Annotated in this window: 19 protein-coding genes; 13 read left to right on the top strand and 6 right to left on the bottom strand. The window is 59.5% G+C overall.

Annotation, left to right across the window (positions count from 1 at the left end):
* Positions 1-76: 76 nt before the first annotated feature.
* Complete coding sequence (locus tag AADH44_RS09330; RefSeq protein ID WP_341952530.1) at positions 77-1573, bottom strand: APC family permease; 1497 nt, start codon at positions 1571-1573, stop codon at positions 77-79.
* Positions 1574-1714: 141 nt separating this feature from the next.
* Here AADH44_RS09330 and AADH44_RS09325 point away from each other — a divergent pair, with 141 nt between their 5' ends.
* Complete coding sequence (locus AADH44_RS09325; protein WP_341952529.1) at positions 1715-2524, top strand: acetoacetate decarboxylase family protein; 810 nt, start codon at positions 1715-1717, stop codon at positions 2522-2524.
* A 90-nt stretch (positions 2525-2614) separates the two neighbouring features.
* On the opposite strand, the gene AADH44_RS09320 is transcribed toward AADH44_RS09325, so the two are convergent.
* Positions 2615-3961 carry a glutamine synthetase family protein gene (locus AADH44_RS09320; RefSeq protein WP_341952528.1) on the bottom strand — a complete coding sequence of 449 codons (1347 nt, stop codon included), beginning with the start codon at positions 3959-3961 and terminating at the stop codon, positions 2615-2617.
* Positions 3962-4069: 108 nt separating this feature from the next.
* On the opposite strand from AADH44_RS09320, the gene AADH44_RS09315 reads away from it, so the two are divergent.
* On the top strand, positions 4070-4777 hold the full coding sequence (locus AADH44_RS09315) for a type 1 glutamine amidotransferase (RefSeq protein WP_341952527.1): 708 nt from the start codon (positions 4070-4072) through the stop codon (positions 4775-4777).
* A gap of 45 nt (positions 4778-4822) precedes the next feature.
* On the opposite strand, the gene AADH44_RS09310 is transcribed toward AADH44_RS09315, so the two are convergent.
* Genes AADH44_RS09310 through AADH44_RS09300 form a run of 3 tightly spaced genes read right to left on the bottom strand, consistent with a single transcriptional unit; the run spans position 4823 to position 7843 of the window.
* Entirely contained in the window at positions 4823-5158 is a 336-nt protein-coding gene (locus AADH44_RS09310) for a cupin domain-containing protein (protein ID WP_341952526.1), read from the bottom strand.
* Positions 5159-5214: 56 nt separating this feature from the next.
* Positions 5215-6585, bottom strand: a complete 1371-nt coding sequence (locus AADH44_RS09305) for an aminotransferase class V-fold PLP-dependent enzyme (protein WP_341952525.1) — start codon at positions 6583-6585, stop codon at positions 5215-5217.
* Between the two features lie 4 nt (positions 6586-6589).
* Positions 6590-7843, bottom strand: coding sequence for a cytochrome P450 (locus AADH44_RS09300; RefSeq protein WP_341952523.1), 1254 nt, complete (start codon positions 7841-7843; stop codon positions 6590-6592).
* Between the two features lie 138 nt (positions 7844-7981).
* On the opposite strand from AADH44_RS09300, the gene AADH44_RS09295 reads away from it, so the two are divergent.
* The 7 genes from AADH44_RS09295 to AADH44_RS09265 all read left to right on the top strand — a co-directional run bounded on the left by AADH44_RS09295 (position 7982) and on the right by AADH44_RS09265 (position 14092).
* Positions 7982-8482 carry a MarR family transcriptional regulator gene (locus AADH44_RS09295; protein ID WP_341952522.1) on the top strand — a complete coding sequence of 167 codons (501 nt, stop codon included), beginning with the start codon at positions 7982-7984 and terminating at the stop codon, positions 8480-8482.
* A 122-nt stretch (positions 8483-8604) separates the two neighbouring features.
* Positions 8605-10068: an aldehyde dehydrogenase gene (locus AADH44_RS09290; RefSeq protein ID WP_341952521.1), complete on the top strand. Its 1464-nt coding sequence runs from the start codon at positions 8605-8607 to the stop codon at positions 10066-10068.
* 2 nt (positions 10069-10070) lie between these two features.
* The gene (locus AADH44_RS09285; RefSeq protein ID WP_341952520.1) at positions 10071-10982 is read left to right on the top strand and encodes a catechol 1,2-dioxygenase; all 912 of its coding nucleotides are present in this window, start codon (positions 10071-10073) and stop codon (positions 10980-10982) included.
* The gene (locus AADH44_RS09280; RefSeq protein ID WP_341952519.1) at positions 10975-11853 is read left to right on the top strand and encodes a fumarylacetoacetate hydrolase family protein; all 879 of its coding nucleotides are present in this window, start codon (positions 10975-10977) and stop codon (positions 11851-11853) included. Before AADH44_RS09285 ends, AADH44_RS09280 begins: the two co-directional genes overlap by 8 nt.
* Positions 11850-12041, top strand: a complete 192-nt coding sequence (locus AADH44_RS09275; protein ID WP_009774276.1) for a ferredoxin — start codon at positions 11850-11852, stop codon at positions 12039-12041. Before AADH44_RS09280 ends, AADH44_RS09275 begins: the two co-directional genes overlap by 4 nt.
* Positions 12041-13267 (top strand): FAD-dependent oxidoreductase, encoded by a 1227-nt coding sequence (locus tag AADH44_RS09270; RefSeq protein WP_341952518.1) that lies wholly within the window; start codon positions 12041-12043, stop codon positions 13265-13267. Before AADH44_RS09275 ends, AADH44_RS09270 begins: the two co-directional genes overlap by 1 nt.
* A 9-nt stretch (positions 13268-13276) precedes the next feature.
* Positions 13277-14092, top strand: coding sequence for a carbon-nitrogen hydrolase family protein (locus tag AADH44_RS09265; protein ID WP_341952517.1), 816 nt, complete (start codon positions 13277-13279; stop codon positions 14090-14092).
* A gap of 74 nt (positions 14093-14166) precedes the next feature.
* On the opposite strand, the gene AADH44_RS09260 is transcribed toward AADH44_RS09265, so the two are convergent.
* Positions 14167-15369 carry an aminotransferase class I/II-fold pyridoxal phosphate-dependent enzyme gene (locus AADH44_RS09260; protein ID WP_341952516.1) on the bottom strand — a complete coding sequence of 401 codons (1203 nt, stop codon included), beginning with the start codon at positions 15367-15369 and terminating at the stop codon, positions 14167-14169.
* A 94-nt stretch (positions 15370-15463) separates the two neighbouring features.
* Between AADH44_RS09260 and AADH44_RS09255 the strand changes: the two genes are divergently transcribed.
* The 4 genes from AADH44_RS09255 to AADH44_RS09240 all read left to right on the top strand — a co-directional run bounded on the left by AADH44_RS09255 (position 15464) and on the right by AADH44_RS09240 (position 19568).
* Positions 15464-16018, top strand: coding sequence for a hypothetical protein (locus AADH44_RS09255; RefSeq protein ID WP_341952514.1), 555 nt, complete (start codon positions 15464-15466; stop codon positions 16016-16018).
* Positions 16012-16824, top strand: coding sequence for a hypothetical protein (locus tag AADH44_RS09250; RefSeq protein WP_341952513.1), 813 nt, complete (start codon positions 16012-16014; stop codon positions 16822-16824). The genes AADH44_RS09255 and AADH44_RS09250 overlap by 7 nt, the downstream gene beginning before the upstream one ends.
* 147 nt (positions 16825-16971) lie before the next feature.
* The gene (locus AADH44_RS09245; protein ID WP_341952512.1) at positions 16972-18411 is read left to right on the top strand and encodes a trypsin-like peptidase domain-containing protein; all 1440 of its coding nucleotides are present in this window, start codon (positions 16972-16974) and stop codon (positions 18409-18411) included.
* A 128-nt stretch (positions 18412-18539) separates the two neighbouring features.
* Complete coding sequence (locus AADH44_RS09240; RefSeq protein WP_341952511.1) at positions 18540-19568, top strand: glycosyltransferase family 2 protein; 1029 nt, start codon at positions 18540-18542, stop codon at positions 19566-19568.

Here is a 19568-nt window from a genome sequence, read left to right as displayed (position 1 = left end):
CAGTATCCGCTATTGACGCGACGCATTAAGGCCGAAAGGCCCTGACACCGCAGTGCCAGGGCCCGTCGAGAGCAATCTAGGAAATCTCATCCCGAAGTAGTTCTTCGTTGACGCTCTTACGCGTCAGCGACACGATGTAGCCGATTACGAGAACGATGAATGGTGAGAGCACAAGGAACCAGCCGAACGCGTTGAGCCCGAATGCGGTCACTGTGGGATCGACTCCGGCAGCGAGCGTGAGGTCACCGGCGAGCAGTCCAAAGCGTGACATCAGCAGGTACTCGGCGAGCACGAGGCCGATGAATGCCAAGATCGGTGCGATCATCGTGACAAATATGTTCTCGGTGCCCTTGTTCTGCAGGAAGAAGCGGATGATCGCAATACACACGAGCGCCTCGATGAGCACGATCGCTACGACCGCGAGGCCGCTGAACCAGAAGAACATGTTGGCGATCGGGTCGAGCTGGAACACGGCGAACAGGATCATCACGATTCCCGTGATAACCGACACGATCATGGATGCACGGCCAGGAGCGCCGCGACCATTTACTGTTCCTGCCGAACTGGCAATTACGCCACCGCGGCCGAGTGCAAACAAGTAGCGGCTTGCGGCGTTCTGGAATGCGAGCAGTCCCGCGAACAGGCTCGACAGCACGAGGATGCTCATGACGGTGGCGAGCCAAGGCCCGACGTAGTCGCTGGCGAGCGAGAAGAGCACGCCGGCGGGGTCTTCGAGTCCTCCAGAGCGAGCAAGCGTTTCTTCGATAACGTTCGAGGCGCCCATTCCGGTGACGAGTGCGAATGACGTGAAGGCGAAGAGCACCGTGATCACGCCAACAGCGAGGTAGGTTGCGCGCGGTACGGCACGCTTCGGGTCTTTGCTTTCTTCGCCATAAATTGCGGTGGCTTCGAATCCAATAAACGAGGCGAAGGCGAACGCGAAGGCAATTCCGGCGGAACCCGCAAGACCTCCGGCAAGAATAAGGTCAGGCGAGAACGATGCTGCCCAGTTGAGTCCCTCGGGTCCACCATCGATGAGGATGGCAACTGCGGCGATTACGAGCACCGTGAGTTCGGCGAGCATCAGCACACCGAGCAGTTTGGCGCCGACGTCTACGCGCAGCAATGACAGTGCCGTTACGGCCAGCCAAGCTAGGAGCGTCCAACCCCACCAGGGGAGCAGGCCGACTTGTCCTGCCATAACGCCGCCGAAGAATCCAAAGATGGCGAGCTGAATCGTGAGGTAGGCGAGCACCGAAACGAAGGATGCGGCGATTCCGGCATGGCGACCAAGCCCGCGACCGATATAGGCGAAGAACGCTCCCGTGTTTGTTACGCGTTGACTCATTGCGGCGTAGCCGACACTGAACAAGAGAAGGATGATGCCCGCGAATAGGTAGGCGCCGGGGGCGGCCGCTCCATTGCCGAGCACGATTGCGACGGGCACTGCGCCCGTCATTCCGACTAGAGGCGCGGCTGCTGCCACGACAAAGAAGACGATTCCGATTACACCGAGCTGCTCTTTGCGCAGGGTCCGATCGGAGTTTTCTTGGGATTTTTGGTCTAGCGCCATAGTGAAACTCCTCGTTGAGTTTTATATCAATTCGTCCGTATCCGAACGAGTTGAGTTAAACAATGGCGAAGACAGGGCGTCTTAGTCAAGTGAATACAAAAATTCATTCGGATACGAACCTTTTGGGCTAAACTCTGGCGCATGACCGAACTCAAAGGATTTCTCCCGCCGCTCACACCGCAAGGGTCGAGTTCGCTCGTACCTGAGATGCCCTGGTACTACTCGGGAACGCTACTCACCGTCGAGTATCTGACCGATCCAGCCAACGTACGTGCGATTCTCCCACCCGATATTGACCTCGCCCCAGAGCAGCCCGGTGCGGTTGCCATCGTCTGGGCTGACTGGCAGTCGTGCAGCACCGGTGGTCTCGAATTACTTGATCCCGTGCGTGCACAGTACTTAGAAGCGTTCATGGTTGTGCGCTGTTCGTACAAGGGCACGGTGTACAGCCGTTGCGTCGCCATCTGGGTGACCAAAGACTTCGCGATTGGCCGTGGTTGGTTCCAGGGTTACCCCAAGAAGCTCGGCAACATTGCTGTCACGCGGGTGTTCAACAAGGGCAAGGCAACTCCCAAGCTCGAGAACGGTGGCCAATTCGGCGCGTCCATCGCGGCCTACGATCACCGTCTCGCCTCCGCCGTCGTCACGCTGCGTGAGCCTGCCGAGAGCAACGGTTTTGTCAATGGACACAAGATGTTGCACAGTCGCTTCATGCCATCCATCAGTAAAGATGCCGGCATGTCGCTCGACCAGCTCATCACGATGGGCGGCACTGACGTGGAGATTGGTGAGACCTGGAAGGGAGATGCAGAACTGCACTTGGGCGATTCCCAGTGGGACGAACTGCACTCGATCCTTCCCGTTGAGGAGATTCTCGGGGGCTACTACCGCGAAATCGGTGTCACCTTCAATGGTGGAGACCTAGTGGAAGATCGCTCGAACGCCATCTAAATAGCCTCTGCGCATAAGAAAAGCCTCGCCAATCCACTCGGCGAGGCTTTTCATATGTTCCCAACGACCACATTGGACCGCGGTCAAGGTTTAGTAGTCGGCGAAGTACTCGTCGATCTCCCACTGGCTCACTTCGCGCGTGTTCTTGTCTGCCACAGAATCTTCGTAGCGCTTCACTTCATCGCGCTTGAGCACGCTGAAGACATCGATAACGGTGCTGCCCATAGCTTCCCGCATCACTGTGTCCGCGTCTAAGGCGTCGAGAGCAGCGGTGAGGGTCATCGGGAGGATCGGGGCGGAGTTGTCTTCGTAAGCCCAGCCTGCGACCGGTGCTGGGGCCGTAAGGCTCCGCGTGATGCCATCGAGCCCGGCAGCCAGCGTGGATGCGATCAGCAGGTAGGGGTTCGCTGCTGGGTCGCCAAGGCGCATTTCCAATCGCGTCCCGGCGCCGCGCTCAGGCGGTACGCGCAACATCGCGCTGCGGTTATCGTGGCCCCAGTTGGCGCGGTAGGGAGCGAGTGTGTCTGGCCCCAAGCGCTTGTAGGCGTTGATCGTGGGGTTCGAGAGCGCTGCGATTGCTCCGGCGTTCTCGAGGAGGCCCGCGATCATGTGGTGGGCAATATCGGAAAGGCCGTGACCGCCATCCGACATGATGTTGTTGCCCTGTTGGTCGACAACAGAGAAGTGCAGGTGGAATCCACTGCCACCCTCGTCGTCCCAGGGCTTGCCAGTGAAGAGAGCGTGCTTGCCGGTGCGAGCGACGATGTCGCGAACCGCTGTCTTGAACAAGAAGGTGCGGTCGGCGGCATCCAAGGCTTCGCTGTGCCAGAGGTTGATCTCATATTGCGAGGGGCTGAACTCGTGGTTGCCGGCGAAGACACCGATGTCCATTCCGTCGAGCATGCGCATGAGGTTGAGGAACTGACCACCAGGGTCAACGCTTTCTCCGGTCGTGTAGACGCGGCCGGTGCGGCTGAGGCTGCGGCTCCAGCCCTCTGTTTCGTCGTAGTTGGCAATGTAAAACTCGAGTTCGGGGCCCACGATCGGTGTGAGTCCGAGCGCTGTGTATTGTGCGATAACGCTCTGCAGTACCGAGCGGGGCGCGATTTCACTGACGCTGTGGTCGGGGTTGAAGGCATCTCCAATGACCATCGCAACGCCGGGCTCCCACGGCATCATTGACAGTGTGTTGGGGTCAATCTGGGTGAGGAGATCCGGGAGGCCGGAGGACATGATGTGATTGCCATCGAGCACGTCACCGCCGGTGGTAGTGACCCACACCCCCTGACAGAACATCGGAGACTTGGTGTTGTGAAGTTGGCTGACAAGAAGGTCCTTCGAGCGCGTGAGCCCGAGGACATCAGGGAAAATCAGGCGCAGAACATCGATCCCTTTGGCCTGCAAGTCTGCTTGTAGAGCTGGTATGTCGAGAGTCATTCTTCCTCCGAAAATAAATCGTTCGGCACTGAACGATTAGTGAGATACTAAGCCACATAGCCGTGTCGCTGTCCACTCCTAGCGAGAATTTACCTGAAAGGTATACAGATGAGAGCACTCTTGGTGCAGCATGATCACGTCACCGCGAGCGGGCCAGTAGGCGATCGTCTCCGCGAACGCGGTTTCGACATCGACGAAATCATGGTCGTCACCGAAGAGAACTTCGAGACCCCCAATGTGGACTTCGAGTTTCCGGATGCTTCCCAGTACGACCTCGTTATTCCGATGGGTGCCCCCTGGGGTGCCTGGGATGATGCGTGCATCGGCCGTTGGTTGGCTCCCGAACTTGAGTGGGTGCGCACAACCATCGAAGCAGACATCCCGGTGCTCGGAATTTGCTTCGGCGGTCAGCTGATTGCTCGCGCGCTCGGCGGAACTGTCGCCCGCGGAGTAAAGGCTGAGATCGGATGGACGGCAATCCACAGTGACGACACATCGCTCGTCTCTAATGGCCCCTGGTTCCAGTTTCACTACGACCAGTGGACGATGCCCGAGGGCGCCGTCGAAATCGCCCGCAACCCGATTGCCCCGCAGGCATTCACGTATGGCCGCAGCCTGGCGGTGCAGTTTCACCCCGAACTGAACACTGCCATCCTCGCAGGCTGGCTTGACCAAGGGGGCATCAACGAAGTGATCGCCGATGGTCAAAACCCCGAGGCAATGCTGGCGCAAACTCGCGCCGAAGAGGGCATCGCTGGCCAGCGCACGGCGGAACTTGTGGATGCCTTCTTGGATCGGGTAGCCAAGCTCGGCTAGTGCCTTGCGAAGCTCAATCAGCACCTCGCATGGGCCAGCGCGACGCTAGACAGCCTTCACGACCGTCAGCAAAACCACTGAATCTTCGACGGCATCCAGAGCATGAGAGGCCGCAGGGATCGGAAGAAGATCTCCAACAACTCCGGGCCACGATTGTTCGCCTGAACGCAGCATGACGCGACCGATAAGCACCTGCAGGGTTGCCTCGCCGGGGCTCGAGTGCTCCGCTAAGCCCTCGCCAGCTCGCATCGCCATGAGAGTTTGACGGAGCTGCTGATCGCGACCTCCCTGCACGGTGACGGCACTACGCCCGTTTTCGGATTCGATAGCACGCGCCAACTCTGTTTCGGCTAGGTCAACAAGAGACACTGTTGTTTTCATGCCGTCACGCCTTTCCCTTTGTTCTCACCAACGTTAGGCAAACGCGATTGCCTTGCCTAGTGAAGCGTTTCGAGGGCCGCCATCACCTGTGCGGTCTCGGTATCGGGGTTCACGAACGCGAGTCGCAGCACACTCTTGCCGCGCCATGACGTGGGAACACACAGGATCACACCATCGTGCGCAGCCTTCTTCGACCACTCCGAATACTGCTCGCCCGTCCACCCTTTTCGTTCGAACAGCAGCACCGACAGTTCTGGTTCGCGAACGAGTTCGAGAAAGTCGCTCTCGTCGATGGCGCGGGCAACTTCGCGAGCAGTTGTCACCGAACTCTCGATCGCATCCCGATACTTGTCGGTGCCGTGGGTAGCAAGACTGAACCACAGCGGTAGCCCGCGTACGCGCCGCGAAAGGTGCAGGGCGAGTTCGCTAGGGTTCCACTCGTTGCGGTCGATGGCATCCAGATAGCTGGCATGCTGCGAGTGCACCGCTCGCGCAAGCTCGGGTTCGCGGTACACGAGGGCACAACAGTCATAGGGTGCGAAGAGCCACTTGTGCGGGTCAACGATGAAGCTGTCGGCCCGTTCAATGCCGTCGAACAGGTGCCGGATGCTCGGGGCAGCGAGCCCCGCGCCGCCGTAGGCGCCATCAACGTGCATCCACACTCCGAACTCCTCGCAGACGTCGGCAATGTCCGAAAGGTCATCGACGAGACCTTCATTGGTGGTGCCGGCGGATGCCACAACGGCAAACACATTAGGTGACTGTTCAAGAATGGCCCGCAAGGCAGCACCGGTCATGTGCCCTCGGTCATCGATTGGTACATCAACCACGTCAACGTCGAGCGCTTTCGCAGCTGACTGAATCGACGAGTGCGCGTTGGTGGTGCAGGCGAGTTGCCAACCTCCCGCGGGTCTTCCACCACGGCGGGTCTTGGCGGTTTCGCGTGCAGTCATGAGCGCAGAGAGGTTTCCTGAGGTGCCCCCCGAGACGAAGGTTCCGCCGGCCGTTTCTGGCCAGTCGAGCAGTCCGATGATCCACTGGAGTGCCTGATTTTCTGCGAAGATCGCCCCGGCGCCTGACTCCCAGAGCCCACCAAAAATGTTCGCAGCGCTCGTGACGAGATCGAACGCAACCGCAGCCCGGGTGGGCGCAGCAGCGATATACGCGAGGTTCAGCGGGTCATCTTGAGCACGAGTTGCGGGCTCAAGAATTTCGTCGAAGATGCGCAAAGCTTCCGCGCCTCCGATGCCTTCCGGACGGATCGCGTCGCCAACCTCCGCCGCAAGTTCGGCTGCGGGCCGAGCTGTTGACAGGGGGTCGGTTTTGCGAACCATCCGTTTGGCGGTCCAGTCCAAGGCGAGCTGTACTACGTCAGTCTCGTCGCCCCACACCGCGTGGGGCCGACCTTGTGGGCGTACCTCGCTCATGTGCCTACTTTGCTAATTCGACGCGTACCGGGAGTCGTTTGATTCCGTTGACAAAATTACTGCGCAGACGTGCTGCTTCACTCAGTTTCGTCATTCCGGAAATCCGGGGCAACAGCGTCTCGAACATAATACGGATTTCAAGACGCGCAAGAGAGTTTCCGAGACACATGTGCGGACCACCGCGACCGAACGCCATGTGTTCGTTCGGGTTGCGAGTGACATCCATTGTGTAGGGGTTTTCGAAGACCTCGGGGTCACGGTTGCCGGCGGCAAACCACGTGACGACTTTTTGGCCTTCTTTGATGGCTTGACCGTTGATCTCGGTGTCTTTCGTGGCCGTACGACGGAAGTGATAGACGGGGCTTGCCATGCGCAAGAACTCTTCAACAGCCCACGGGATGAGCTCGGGCTTTTCTTGCAGCAGCGCCATCTGCTCAGGGTTGTCCATGAGGTAGTTCATGGTGTGCGTAATCGTGTGGCGAGTGGTCTCGTTACCGGCGACGACGAGCAGCAGGAAGTAGCTATTGAAGTCGCGCTCGTTGAGAGCTTTACCATCCATCGGCTCTTGGTTGACGAGGCGCGAAACGAGGTCGGTGCCATCTTTTCCGCGACGCTTGTTGGCCAGATCATTGCCGTATTCGAATACTTCACGTGCGGCCGGGGAGCGGAAAGGCAGGAGACGAAACTCTTCACTCTCTGCGGAGCTTGCCAGCACATCGGCGTGTTCCGGATCGTCGTTGCCGATCATCCGGTCGCCCCAGTCGATGAGCTTGTGGGTGTCCGCGTCGGGAACATCAAGCATCTTGGCGAGAACGCGGATAGGGAAGTCTGCCGCTACCTGGCTGACGAACTCAAACTCCTTGTTGGCAAACGCAGCATCCAGCGTGCTCGCAGTGAGGCCGCGGAGAAAGATCTCATAACCACCGACCGCCTTGGGCGTGAATTCACCCTGCATCAGTCGTCGGAGTGCCCGGTGACGCACACCGTCCGTCTCGAGCATTGACTTGCGTACTTCGAGCTGCTCGTCATCAAGTTCTTCAATGTTGACACCGCCACGTTCGCTCGAAAACGTTTCAGTATCCCGCAGCACAGCAACGATGTCGTGATACCGAGTGAGCGACCAGAAGCCATGGTTGGGCGCTGCTTCTTCTGACCAGTGCACGGGTGCTTCTGTTCGAAGCTTGTCGAAAACGTTCCACGGTGTGCCGTTTTCGAATAGGTCTAGGTCTGCCAGGGTGACGTTCGCCGTTGAAGTCAACTCAATCCTCCGAAAGTTGTTTGTATCCAAACAATAGGGCACGTGGTCACGTTAGGGCGAGTGGTTGCCCACAAAAACTTTCTCGACGCCGGTGGTTGGATAGAGTAACCGCAGCTAAATGCGAGCGAGGGGACCTCAGTGGCCGGACCACACACACTCACCGAAACAGAGCGTCAGGTACAGGCGAGAGTTGGCGGCTTGCCGCTTGACTACTCTGCGATGGCAGTTGCGTCGAACCTTTTTCGTGCGGCAAATGCTGTGCGCAATCACTTTGAGCGCACGGTTCTGTCAGAACACAACCTGTCGTGGACGGCCTTTGTTGTGCTGTGGGTCACATGGATCTGGGAGCCCATCGAGACTCGTCAGATCGCGCTCGAGGGTGGTTTTTCGAAAGCGACCCTCACTGGCGTGCTTTCCACACTCGAACGCCGCGGCTGGCTCACCCGTGAACGTAGTGCGAGCGATGGACGCCTAGTTGTCGTCAAGCTCACGGATCGTGGCCGCGCGCTGATGATAGAACTCTTTCCGGCATTCAACATTCAAGAGCAGGCAGTGACCGGTCCCGTTGATCCCGCCAAACGTGAAGAACTGGCTGAGATGCTGCGGGTTATTACGGCTGGCGTCGAGCCGAAGAATTAGTGTTCGCCCATATTTTTTGATGGTCAGACGCTGCTAACGCTTGTTTGGCTTGGAATCACTCGCTAAGGTAAGTCATTAGTATCCGAATGACTTAACGGCGAGCAATTCGAGACGGGACCACTATGACGAACGTTCAAGTAGCCGGGGTGACCGTCGATACGCGGCACTTCATCAACGGAGAACGCGTAGCCTCCGACGAAACCTTCACGAACACATCCCCCATCGACGGCAGCAACCTCGGAGAAATTTCCCGCGGTGGCCAACCAGAAGTCGACCTTGCGGTCGCGGCAGCGCGTGCAGCGTTCCCCGCATGGGCCGCAACAAGCCCCCATGACCGTGCAGCGATCTTGCACAAGATCGCCGACCTTGTCGAAGATCGCGTCAGCGAACTTGCCAACGTTGAGACGATGGACAACGGCGCACTACTGCGCAGCCACCTGCGCGGTGTAATGCCGCGAGTGGCGCACAATTTCCGGTTCTTCGCTGACTACCTCGTGAACGACCTTGGGCATCCCGACTTCGAAACGCGCGGTCACAACAACCACGTCTCGTGGGATCCCTCGGGCGTTGCCGCGCTAATCACCCCGTGGAATGCACCCCTCATGCTTGCCACGTGGAAGATCGCCCCCGCGCTCGCCGCCGGGGACACCGTGGTGCTGAAGCCCGCAGAATGGACGCCGCTCACCGCATCGCTGTTGGCCGACATCACCGTCGAAGCAGGCTTGCCGGCAGGCGTGTTCAACGTCGTGCAAGGCTACGGCAAAGAGGCGGGTGCAGCCTTAGTGGCCCACCCCGACCTCAGTCGTATCTCGTTCACTGGCTCCGTGCCCACCGCCAAGTCGATCGCCCGTGCAGCGGCAGACAACCTGACCCCCTGCAGTTTTGAGCTTGGGGGCAAAAGCCCGTGCATTGTCATGCACGATGCCGACCTCGAGCTCGCAGCAACCCTTGCGGTGGAGCAGTACGACAACGCTGGGCAGGTATGCCTCTCGGGTACGCGCATCCTCGTTCATGAAGACATCGCGGATGCCTTTGCCGACGCTTTCACGGCCAAGGTTGCGACTTTGCGTCAGGGTGACCCTCGCGACATCGAGACCGACATTGGCCCACAGATTCACCGCGTGCACTTTGAGCGGATCAAGGGCTTCGTCGATCGTGCAAAGGAGGGCGGCGCGAATATCGTTGTTGGCGGCACCCCGAACGCCGAACTAGGCGGGCTCTACTTCGCACCGACTCTGGTGAAAAATCCCGAAGTTGGTAGTGAGATTGTCACTCAGGAGGTCTTCGGGCCGGTGCTGACGATGCAGACATTCCGCACCGATGAGGAAGTCGTGGCGATGGCCAACGGCACCGAGTTTGGCTTGGCCGCAATTCTGGTCTCGGGCAACCGCGACCACGCCGATCTCATTGCCAAGCAGCTTGTGGCAGGCACAATCTGGGTCAACTGCTTCTTTGTCCGTGACTTGCGGGCACCCTTTGGTGGCTCGAAGAAGTCGGGTGTTGGTCGCGAGGGCGGCACCTGGTCGTTTGATTTCTATGCAGATGTTAAGAACACGGTGGTTTCACCGAACGGATGGAAGGAATAGTCATGGGAGAAGTTGTTGGGGTTGGGCTGATTGCTCACGTACCCACGATCATGTTGCCTAAAGAGACCCGTATGGAGCTCAATGAGGGCAAAGACTCGACGCTCGTTGAAGGCCTCGAACGGCTCCGCAAGGATTACTTCGAGAACGACGACTACGACACTGTTGTCGTGCTCGACAGCCACTGGGCAACCACTGTGGAGTTTGTTGTTACTTCGCATGAGCGTCGTCACGGCAAGTTCACCTCGGAGGAGCTTCCGCGTGGCATGAGTGCTGTGCCTTACGACTTTAAGGGCGACCCTGAGCTTGCGAAGCTGATGGGGGAGCAGGCCGAGAAAAACGGTACTTGGATCACCCCGATTGATGACGAGTACTTGCCGATCATGTACGCCACGATCAACCTGTGGGACTACCTCGGCAAGGGACTGCCTAACAAGAAATGGGTGAGCGTCTCGATCTGCCAGACCGCAACGGACGAGGACTTCCTGCGTGCAGGCCGTGCGATTGGTGAGGCTATCGCTAAGAGTGACCGCCGCGTCATCCTGCTCGCCTCTGGCGCTCTCTCGCACACCTTCTTCAAGCTGCGCGAACTGCGCAAGCACGAGATGGCCGACCCGGCACACATCTTCTCGGATGCCGCCCGCGAGGCAGACTATGAGCGTCTTGACTGGTTCAAGGAGGGCAACCACGCGAAGGTGCTGGAGACCATGCCGGCGTTCCAGAAAGTTCGCCCCGAAGCAATGTTTGGCCATTGGCTGATTACGGCGGGTGCGATCGGTGAAGAAGCGTGCACGGCTCCCGGTGTGATGTATAGCGAGTATGAGAACTCGATCGGCACCGGCCAGGTACATGTCTGGTTCCCGAAGCCCGAAGGTGGCTTCCCCGCAGCAAAGGATGTGGTCCTCTCTCGTGACTGAGCTTCGCAGAGTACTTCTTGACGGCTACCCAACACAGGTGGTGCGCCATGGTGACACCCTCGTGGCCGGTGACGGTCGCGAGGTGGGCGTGGATGAAGCAATCCATTTGCCGCCAACCGAACCAAGCAAAATCATTGCCGTGCACTTGAACTACGCAAGCCGCACCGAAGAGTTCATGACCAAGCTGCCCGGAGCTCCGACGTACTTTCACAAGCCGGTCACCGCTCTCAACACCCACAAGGGTGATGTTGTGCGCCCCGAGGGCTGCAAGTGGTTGAACTTCGAGGGTGAAATTGTGATCGTCATTGGTCGCACGTGCCGCAACGTTTCTCCTGATGAAGCTGGCGACTACATCGCTGGTTACACCATCGGCAACGACTACGGACTGCATGACTTCCGTGACACGGATGCCGGTTCCATGCTTCGAGTGAAGGGTAGCGATACGCTCGCCCCGGTCGGTCCTGGCCTGGTTACAGACTGGGATTTCCGTGGCAAGCAGTTGCGCACCATTGTGAATGGTGAGGTGAAGCAAGACGACAACACCGACAACATGGAGTGGGATATGAACTATCTCGTTGCCGATATTGCGCGCACAATCACGCTGAGCCCTGGTGACCTGTTGTTCTCGGGAACGCCCGCGTTCTCACGTCCGGTTCAGCCCGGAGACGTCGTCGAGGTTGAAGTGGAAGGCCTCGGAAAGCTCACTAACCGCATTGTTACTGGCCCGACTCCGATCCGCACCGACGTGGGTGCACAGCCGACCCAGAGCGAAGAGGTAATGTCGACCGCAATGGGTGGCGACTGGGAGTTCCGAGGAATTCGTACTCCTTCTAAAGATCTCTACCCGTCGAAAGTTGAGGAAAAGCGATGATCAAAATCGAAGTCGACATGAACCAGTGCCAGCACTATGGCCAGTGCGTGTTTGAGGCACCCGACAACTTCAAGCTCAACGATGACGACAAGCTTGAGTATGTGGCTGAAGCGCCCGACTCTGAGCGCGACAACATTGAAGCTGCTGTTGATGTGTGCCCGATGCAGGCCATCCGAATCGTCGAATAGTGTCTGAGGTTAACCCCGCCGCACCGGTCGTTATTGTCGGTGCGGCGATGGGTGGGCTTCGCGCGGCGGAGTCTCTGCGTCGTTCGGGCTACACCGGTGCTATTCGTGTCGTGGGCGATGAGCTTCATGCGCCCTATAACCGTCCGCCCCTGTCCAAGGAAGTGTTGGCCACTGACGTGACCCACGAGGCTGTGGCGTTTCCGTCGCGAGCGGAGATGGGTGATGTTGAGTGGATGCTCGGGGTTCGGGCATCCGCGGTGGATCTCGAGGCTCGCACTCTGACTACTGACGATGGCAACGTGCACGAGTGGCGTGCCCTGGTGATTGCGACCGGTTTGCGCGCCCGTCGCTTGGATTTTGAGCCGATCGCCGGCCGTCACGTGGTTCGTTCCTTGGATGACGCGATGGCGTTGCGCGCGGAGCTCACTGACGGTGCGCGTGTGGTTGTTGTCGGTTCAGGCTTTTTGGGCTGCGAGCTGAGTGCGACCGCCAGCAAGCTGGGTTGTTCGGTGACGATTGTCACTCCGAGCGTTGAGCCAATGATTCGCCCGTTGGGGTTGCTGGTCGCTCAGGAGATGCGTCGGCGACTTAACGCTGAGGGCGTGGAGATTTTCTCTGGTGTGACTGTTGCTGCAATCAATGGTGAGACTTCGGTCGAGTCTGTTGAGTTGAGCGATGGCCGCGTGATTGAGGCTGATGTTCTGATTGAGTCTGTTGGCTCGGACTGCAATATCGAATGGCTGGAGGGCACTGGCCTCGACATGGGAGATGGTGTGCTCGCTGATAACGCGATGCGTGCCGTGACGACCGAGGGTGTCGCGCTCGATGACGTCTATGTCGTTGGCGATATTGCGCGTTTCCCGAACCCGATGTTTGATGATGTGGCTCGTCGTATTGAGCACTGGAATATCCCGACCGACACGGGCAAGCGCGCTGGCGCAGTGCTGGCTGCGTGGTTTGCCGATGACGGTTCTTTCGATGAGGTTGTTGCGAAGCCTTTCGCTCCAATGCCATCGTTTTGGTCGAACCAGTTCGAGATCAAACTGCAGGCTTATGGTCTGCTGGGTTTGGTCTCGGATGACGACATCCGCATCCTTGAGGGAGACCTCGCCGATCAAGTTGCCGTGGGCTACTACCGCGACGACCGCCTTGTGGGGGTGCTGGGAATTGGCATGAAGGCTGCGCTGCTGCCGTATCGCAAGCTGATTGCTGAGGGTGGGTCGTAGGCTGGGGTCATGACTTCCGCCTCGACCATTGCTGTTGCCCAGTTTGCGCCCGGTGCTGATCGCGATGAGAATATCGCCAAGATCACGGAGCTCGCTGGGCGGGCGGTTTCGCGGGGGGCTAATTTTGTGGTGTTCCCCGAGTATTCGGCGTACTTTACGCCCACGATGGGGGATGACTGGGTGGCGGCGGCGGAGCCGCTCGATGGCCCTTTCGTGCAGGCGTTGACGTCACTGGCGCAGCGTTTGCGCATTCATGTCGCTGCTGGCATGTTGGAGTCGAGCGACGAAATCGGTCGCTTCTCGAACACCCTGGTGGCGATTGCACCCACCGGTGCTGTGGTGGCGACTTACCGTAAGCAGCACCTCTACGATGCGTTCGGGCAGCGCGAATCGGACTGGGTCATTCCGGGGTCGATTGGTGCGCCGGAGACGTTTGCGTGGGAGGGCTTCACTGTCGGTTTGCAGACCTGTTACGACATCCGGTTCCCGGAGGTGTCACGCCGTTTGGTGGATGCCGGGGCCAACCTCATTGTGGTGCCCGCCGAGTGGGTGCGTGGCCCGCTGAAGGAGTACCACTGGCGCACTCTGCTCACGGCGCGTGCGATCGAAAACACGGTCTTCGTCGCGGCTGCGGATCATGCGCCGCCGATCGGTGTCGGCAACAGCATGGTGGTTGACCCGATGGGGGTTGAGTTGGTGACGATTGGTGAGCGCACGGATGTTGCGGTCGCCCACATTGAGCACGCGCGCCTCGATGAGGTGCGGGCTATCAATCCCGCGCTCGAGTTGCGGCGCTATGAAGTGCGCCCGCGCGAGGAGCGCTGACCGCTAGTTTCCGGCGCTCGCTCTGATTGCGCCGTTTCTACTCCTGCCGATTTCGCGGCGCGCTCCCCGCCGCGCTAGTGGCGCAGTTTCATTCCGGAGAGTTGGGCTGCTGCGCGGTCGAGCACGTCTGTCTTTTTGCAGAAGGCGAAGCGGATGAGCGTGTTGTAGTCGTCGTGGTTCTGGGGGTGCACGAACGCGGTGACGGGGATTCCGACGACTCCGGCGAGTTCGGGGAGGGTGCGGCAGAATTCGGCGGCGTCGGTCACTCCGAGTGGTGCGGCATCCGCGATGATGAAGTAGCCGGCTTGGGGTGTCGTGACGTCGAAGCCGGCGTTGCGGAGACCAGCCCCGAGGGTGTCTCGTTTGCGGGCGAGCCCGTCGGCGAGTCCCGCAAAGTAGTCGTCTGAGAGCCCGAGGCCGACAGCGATTGCAGGCTGCAGTGGTGCGCCGTTGACGTAGGTGAGGTACTGCTTGACGGCCATGATGGCTTGCAGGATGGGTTGGGGTGCGGTGATCCAGCCGATTTTCCAGCCGGTAGTGTTGAACGTTTTTCCGCCACTGGAGATGCTGATGGTGCGGTCGAAGGCACCCGGCAGGCTCGCGATGGGGATGTGTTCGTGGCCGAAGGTGATGTGTTCGTACACTTCGTCGGTGACGATGAGCGCGTCATATTTGTGCGCGAGTTCGACGATCAGTTCGAGGGTTTCGCGGTCGAGCACACTGCCGGTGGGGTTGTGGGGGCTGTTCAGGATGATCAGTCTGGTGCGTCCGCTGAAGGCAGCCCGGATGTCGTCGTGGTCAGGCTGAAAGTCGGGGTAGCGCAGCGGAATGGTTACATGGGTGGCCCGCGCGTAGTTGATCATGGCGCCGTACGCGTCATAGAAGGGTTCAAGGGTGATGACTTCGTCATCGGTGTCAGTAAGGGCGAGAATGGTGGCGGCTAGTGCTTCGGTGGCACCTGCGGTGGCAAGTACTTCGGTGTCGGGGTCGAGGTCGATTCCGTAGAAGCGTTCTTGATGTTCGGCGATCGCGTTGCGCAGCACGGGTAGGCCGTTGCCGGGTGGGTATTGGTTGATGCCGTCGCTGATGGCTTTGCGGGCGGCCTCCAGCACTTCGGGCGGGCCATCTTCATCGGGGAAGCCTTGGCCGAGGTTAATTGCCCCAGTGGCTACAGCAAGGGCAGACATTTCGGCAAAAATTGTTTGGCTGAGTTGCCCGTCGGCACCAAGCAGCATGGCACCATTGGCGGCGCGTTCCCAAGATCCGGTAACAGTCATCGTTCTGCAAGCCTAACTACTTGCTGTTCTGGTTTCTGCTTTTGTCTGTGGAAAGTTGACTACCGCATTCGCGGGCGATGTTTACGGTCGATGTATGCGGCTACCGAACCTCGTATATGTGGCGGGCGGTGCGCTCCTTCTGGCTTTGCTCAGTGGATGCGCGCCGTCCGACGCTTCACCCCCACCAGACCCCGCCGCGACTTTCGTCGCGCCCTATGCGACCGACGAAGAGGCGCTCGCCGCGGCAGAGGAGGCGTATGCGGGGTTCGTCACGATATCGAACGAAATACTCAATGAAGGCGGAGCAGACCCCGAGCGGATCGAGTCGATCACCGTAGGAGATTTTGCCAGTCGGACGCTCGATTCCTACGAGAAATTTGGGCGCGAAGGGAAAAGGAGCGTCGGCAACGCTCAGTTCGATTCGGCCGTGTTGCAACGCTACTCGGCGATAGGTGGAAATGCGAAAATCATCACAATCTACGTTTGTCACGATGTCACTGGTGTCGAGTTGGTTGATGCGGATGGAAATTCACTCGTCAAGGCCGATCGCCAAGCCAGAGTTCAGCTTGAAGTGACTTTCGACTTCGATCCGCTTGAGCAGAAGCTGCGACTTTCCGAGCGCGATGTGTGGACAGAATCGGAATGCTGAATCTCGCTGTTAGCGCCGCAAAGGCGGTGATTGGGCTATCGCTCGTTCTTGCGGTGGGCGTTCAGGCAGCTCCGCCCAATGAAGAAGATTTGCTTGCCGGAATAGATCCTGAACAAGGCGCGGTGGAGGTAGTCGGGACCATTGAAACTGACGCGACCGGTCAATCGGGTGGCTCTAGCTCGAGCGACAATTCGGCTGACGGCGTTGATTTCGACGCCGGGACCGCGGTCGAAGTCGTCGACTCGGTGGGCGAGAGCTGGTGCGACCTTCAGCGACTGCCCTGTGTCCCGCGGACGCCACCGGCCACAGAAGTAGAGACCGGCCCCGTCACAATCTCCGACATTGCGACGTTCCGACCACAGCAACCAGCGGCAGGGATGCAACCCAACCAGTGGATGATCGTCGGGCTCGACACCAACTTCTACACCAACGCATCCGCTCATGTCGTTGACGGAACACTCTTCGGTGGCACCGCCCAAGTGCGCTTCACCCCAATCGCCTACAACTGGAACTACGGCGACAACTCCAGCGCGACACTCGGAACAGCAGGCACAACCTGGGCAAAATACAAGATCGCCGAATTTGATCCCACACCAACCAGCCACGTCTACGACGAGCCAGGCAACTACACAATTACCCTGACTGTCACCTACAGCGCCGAATACCGCGTAGCCGGAACCAGCTGGCGAAACGTCATCGGCACCCTCACCATCGCCGCCCCACCACTCACCGCAACCGCAGGCCACGCCACAACAGTGCTCGTAGACAAAGACTGCAACGCCAACCCCACCGGAATCGGCTGCTAAACCGAACCCGAACGTGCCGACCCCACCACAAACCTCAACTGACAACACCCCGGCTGACTCGCGGCCAGCACGCAGCCCCCGTACAGCGCGTCTAAATAGAATGCTCAGGTTGGCGATAGAAGCTTGCACAGCCGAAAGGAGCACAACATGACTGAGGTCCCCAAAGAACCCACCCCCGAAACAACACCCGGCAAAAACACCACCCCCACCACCCCGAGCAACGACACACCAACCGCTCGCGAAACAACCCCCACCAGCGCACCAACGCCGGCACAAGACCCCGCAGCTGTCGCCACAATCCCCGCAGCCACCCCAAGCTCAAGCTTCGGCCCCGCAGCAACAACTGACACAGACACCAGCCACGCAAAAGCCGAAACAAAGAAACCCAGCATGACCCTCGGGCTCGTCGCCGGATTCGCCATCGTCGCGCTACTTGGCGGCGCCTCTGGCGCCGGAGTCACCCTCTGGGCCGTCGGCAACCAAAACACCGCCTCCATCAGCGGCACAGCAGGCCCCGCATCCATCACCGTCAACGACCCCGGCAACGCAACACTCGTCACATCAGTCGTCGCCAAAGCAGCCCCCGCCATCGTCACCATCAACGTAAGCGGACAAAACGCCGGCGGCAGCGGATCCGGCGTCATCATCAGTGCAGACGGAAACGTCATCACCAACGCACACGTCGTCACCCTCGACGGCAAAGTCGCAGACCCCAAAGTCACCGTCACCACAAACGACGGACGCCTACTCTCCGCAACCGTCGTAGGGTTCGACCCCATCTCCGACATCGCCGTAATCAACATTGACGACGCCAGCGACATGCCCTTCGTCAATATCGCAGACTCCAGCGCCCTCAACGTCGGAGACAGCACCGTAGCCATCGGCGCCCCACTCGGACTCTCCGGCACCGTAACCAGCGGAATCGTCAGCGCCCTCAACCGCAGCATCACCGTCGCATCGTCCGCACTACCCGCAGACCCCGAAACCGCACCAGACCCCAACAGCCCCGAATCCCCAGACCTCTGGAACTTCGACCTCTTCGGAGAAAACGGTCAAGGCGGCGGTCAAGGATCCGCAAACCAAGCCTCAGTAGCGCTCTCCGTAATCCAAACCGATGCCGCCATCAACCCCGGAAACTCCGGCGGCGCACTGCTCAACTCCGACGGTGAACTCATCGGAATAAACGTCGCCATCGCATCATCAGGCGGCACCGCAGGCAGCATCGGAGTCGGCTTCGCGATCCCCGCGAACTTTGCCAGTCGAGTAGCCAACGAAATCCTCGAAACAGGAACAGCCACCCACGGCCTCCTCGGAGCCTCAGTCGCCGACGTCACCGACGACCCCGCCCAGAGCAAAGCCCAAGTCGTAGGCGCAAGCATCGTCGACATCTCATCAGGCGGCGCCGCAGCAGACGCCGGACTCAAAGTCGGCGACATCGTCACCAGCTTCGACGGCCTACCCATCACCAACAAAACAGACCTCACCGCCCAAGTGCGTGCGCGCTCGGCCGGTGAAAAAACCACCATCAGCTACGTACGCGACGGCAAGGCAAACACCGTCGACGTCACGCTGGGATCGCTGAACTAACAACAACAACACCACTGCGGCGCGCACGGGCACACCAGCCCATGCGCGCCGCATACGTGTGTAAGCCCCGCAGTGTGCACCCCACACGATAAGCTCAACCGACAACCCGGTCCGACGTATTGGAACACATGGCAAAGAAGGTTCAAGCCCTCACAGGTGTGTCGTACGTAATGCCCGTACTCAACGAAGTTGAACACATCGAGGCAGCCATTGAAAGCCTCACAGCGCAAGACTACGAAGGACCCTTCGAAATCGTTCTCGCGCTCGGCCCCAGCATCGACGGAACCAACGCCGTAATCGACGAAATGGCGCGACTAGACCCACGCATTCGCCACATCATCAACGAACTCGGCTCCACCCCTGGCGGGCTCAACGCAGCAATTCGAGCATCCAGCTACCCCATCGTGGTGCGTGTAGACGCCCACTCAGTGCTGCCAACCGACTACACCCGCATCGCCGTCGAAACCCTCGAAAGCACCGGGGCAGACAACGTCGGCGGCATCATGAAAGCCGAAGGCCGCACACCGTTCGAACGGGCCGTCGCGCACGCCTACGGATCGCCAGAAGGCCTCGGCGGCACCCAACACCACACCGGCGGCAAAGCCGGCCCAGCCGACACCGCCTACCTCGGAGTCTTCCAACGACACCGCCTCGTCGCAGTTGGCCTCTTCGACGAAGACATCAAGCGCGGCCAAGACTGGGAACTCAACCGTCGACTCCGCGCCAGCGGCGGCACAGTCTGGTTCACGCCAGAGCTCCGGGTTGTTTACCGCCCACGCTCAAACCTGCGCAAACTCATCCGCCAATTCGTTGCCACCGGCATCTGGCGTGGCGAACTCTCCCGCCGCTTCGGCACAGCAAACTCCCTGCGCTACTTCGTGCCACCCCTCGCAGTGCTCGGAACACTCCTCGGACTCATCCTCGGTATCATCGGCAGCGCAACAAATGCCAACTGGCTGAACCTCGCCTACATCGCCCCAGCAATCTACGGCCTCTTCGTTCTCAGCGCCTCTGGCATTGCAGCCGCCAAAGAAGGGCTACGATCAGGCCTCTGGTACCTGATCGTGCTGCCGTGCATCCACTTCGGATGGGGCACAGGCTTCATCCTCGGATTCCTAAAACTCACCAAAAACATCACTGCGCAAACGGGAAGGTGA

This window comes from Salinibacterium sp. TMP30, assembly GCF_038397785.1.
GTDB lineage: Bacteria > Actinomycetota > Actinomycetes > Actinomycetales > Microbacteriaceae > Rhodoglobus.
The sequence above is the reverse complement of the archived record's forward strand: the minus strand, read 5'-3'. Positions and strand labels throughout refer to the sequence as shown.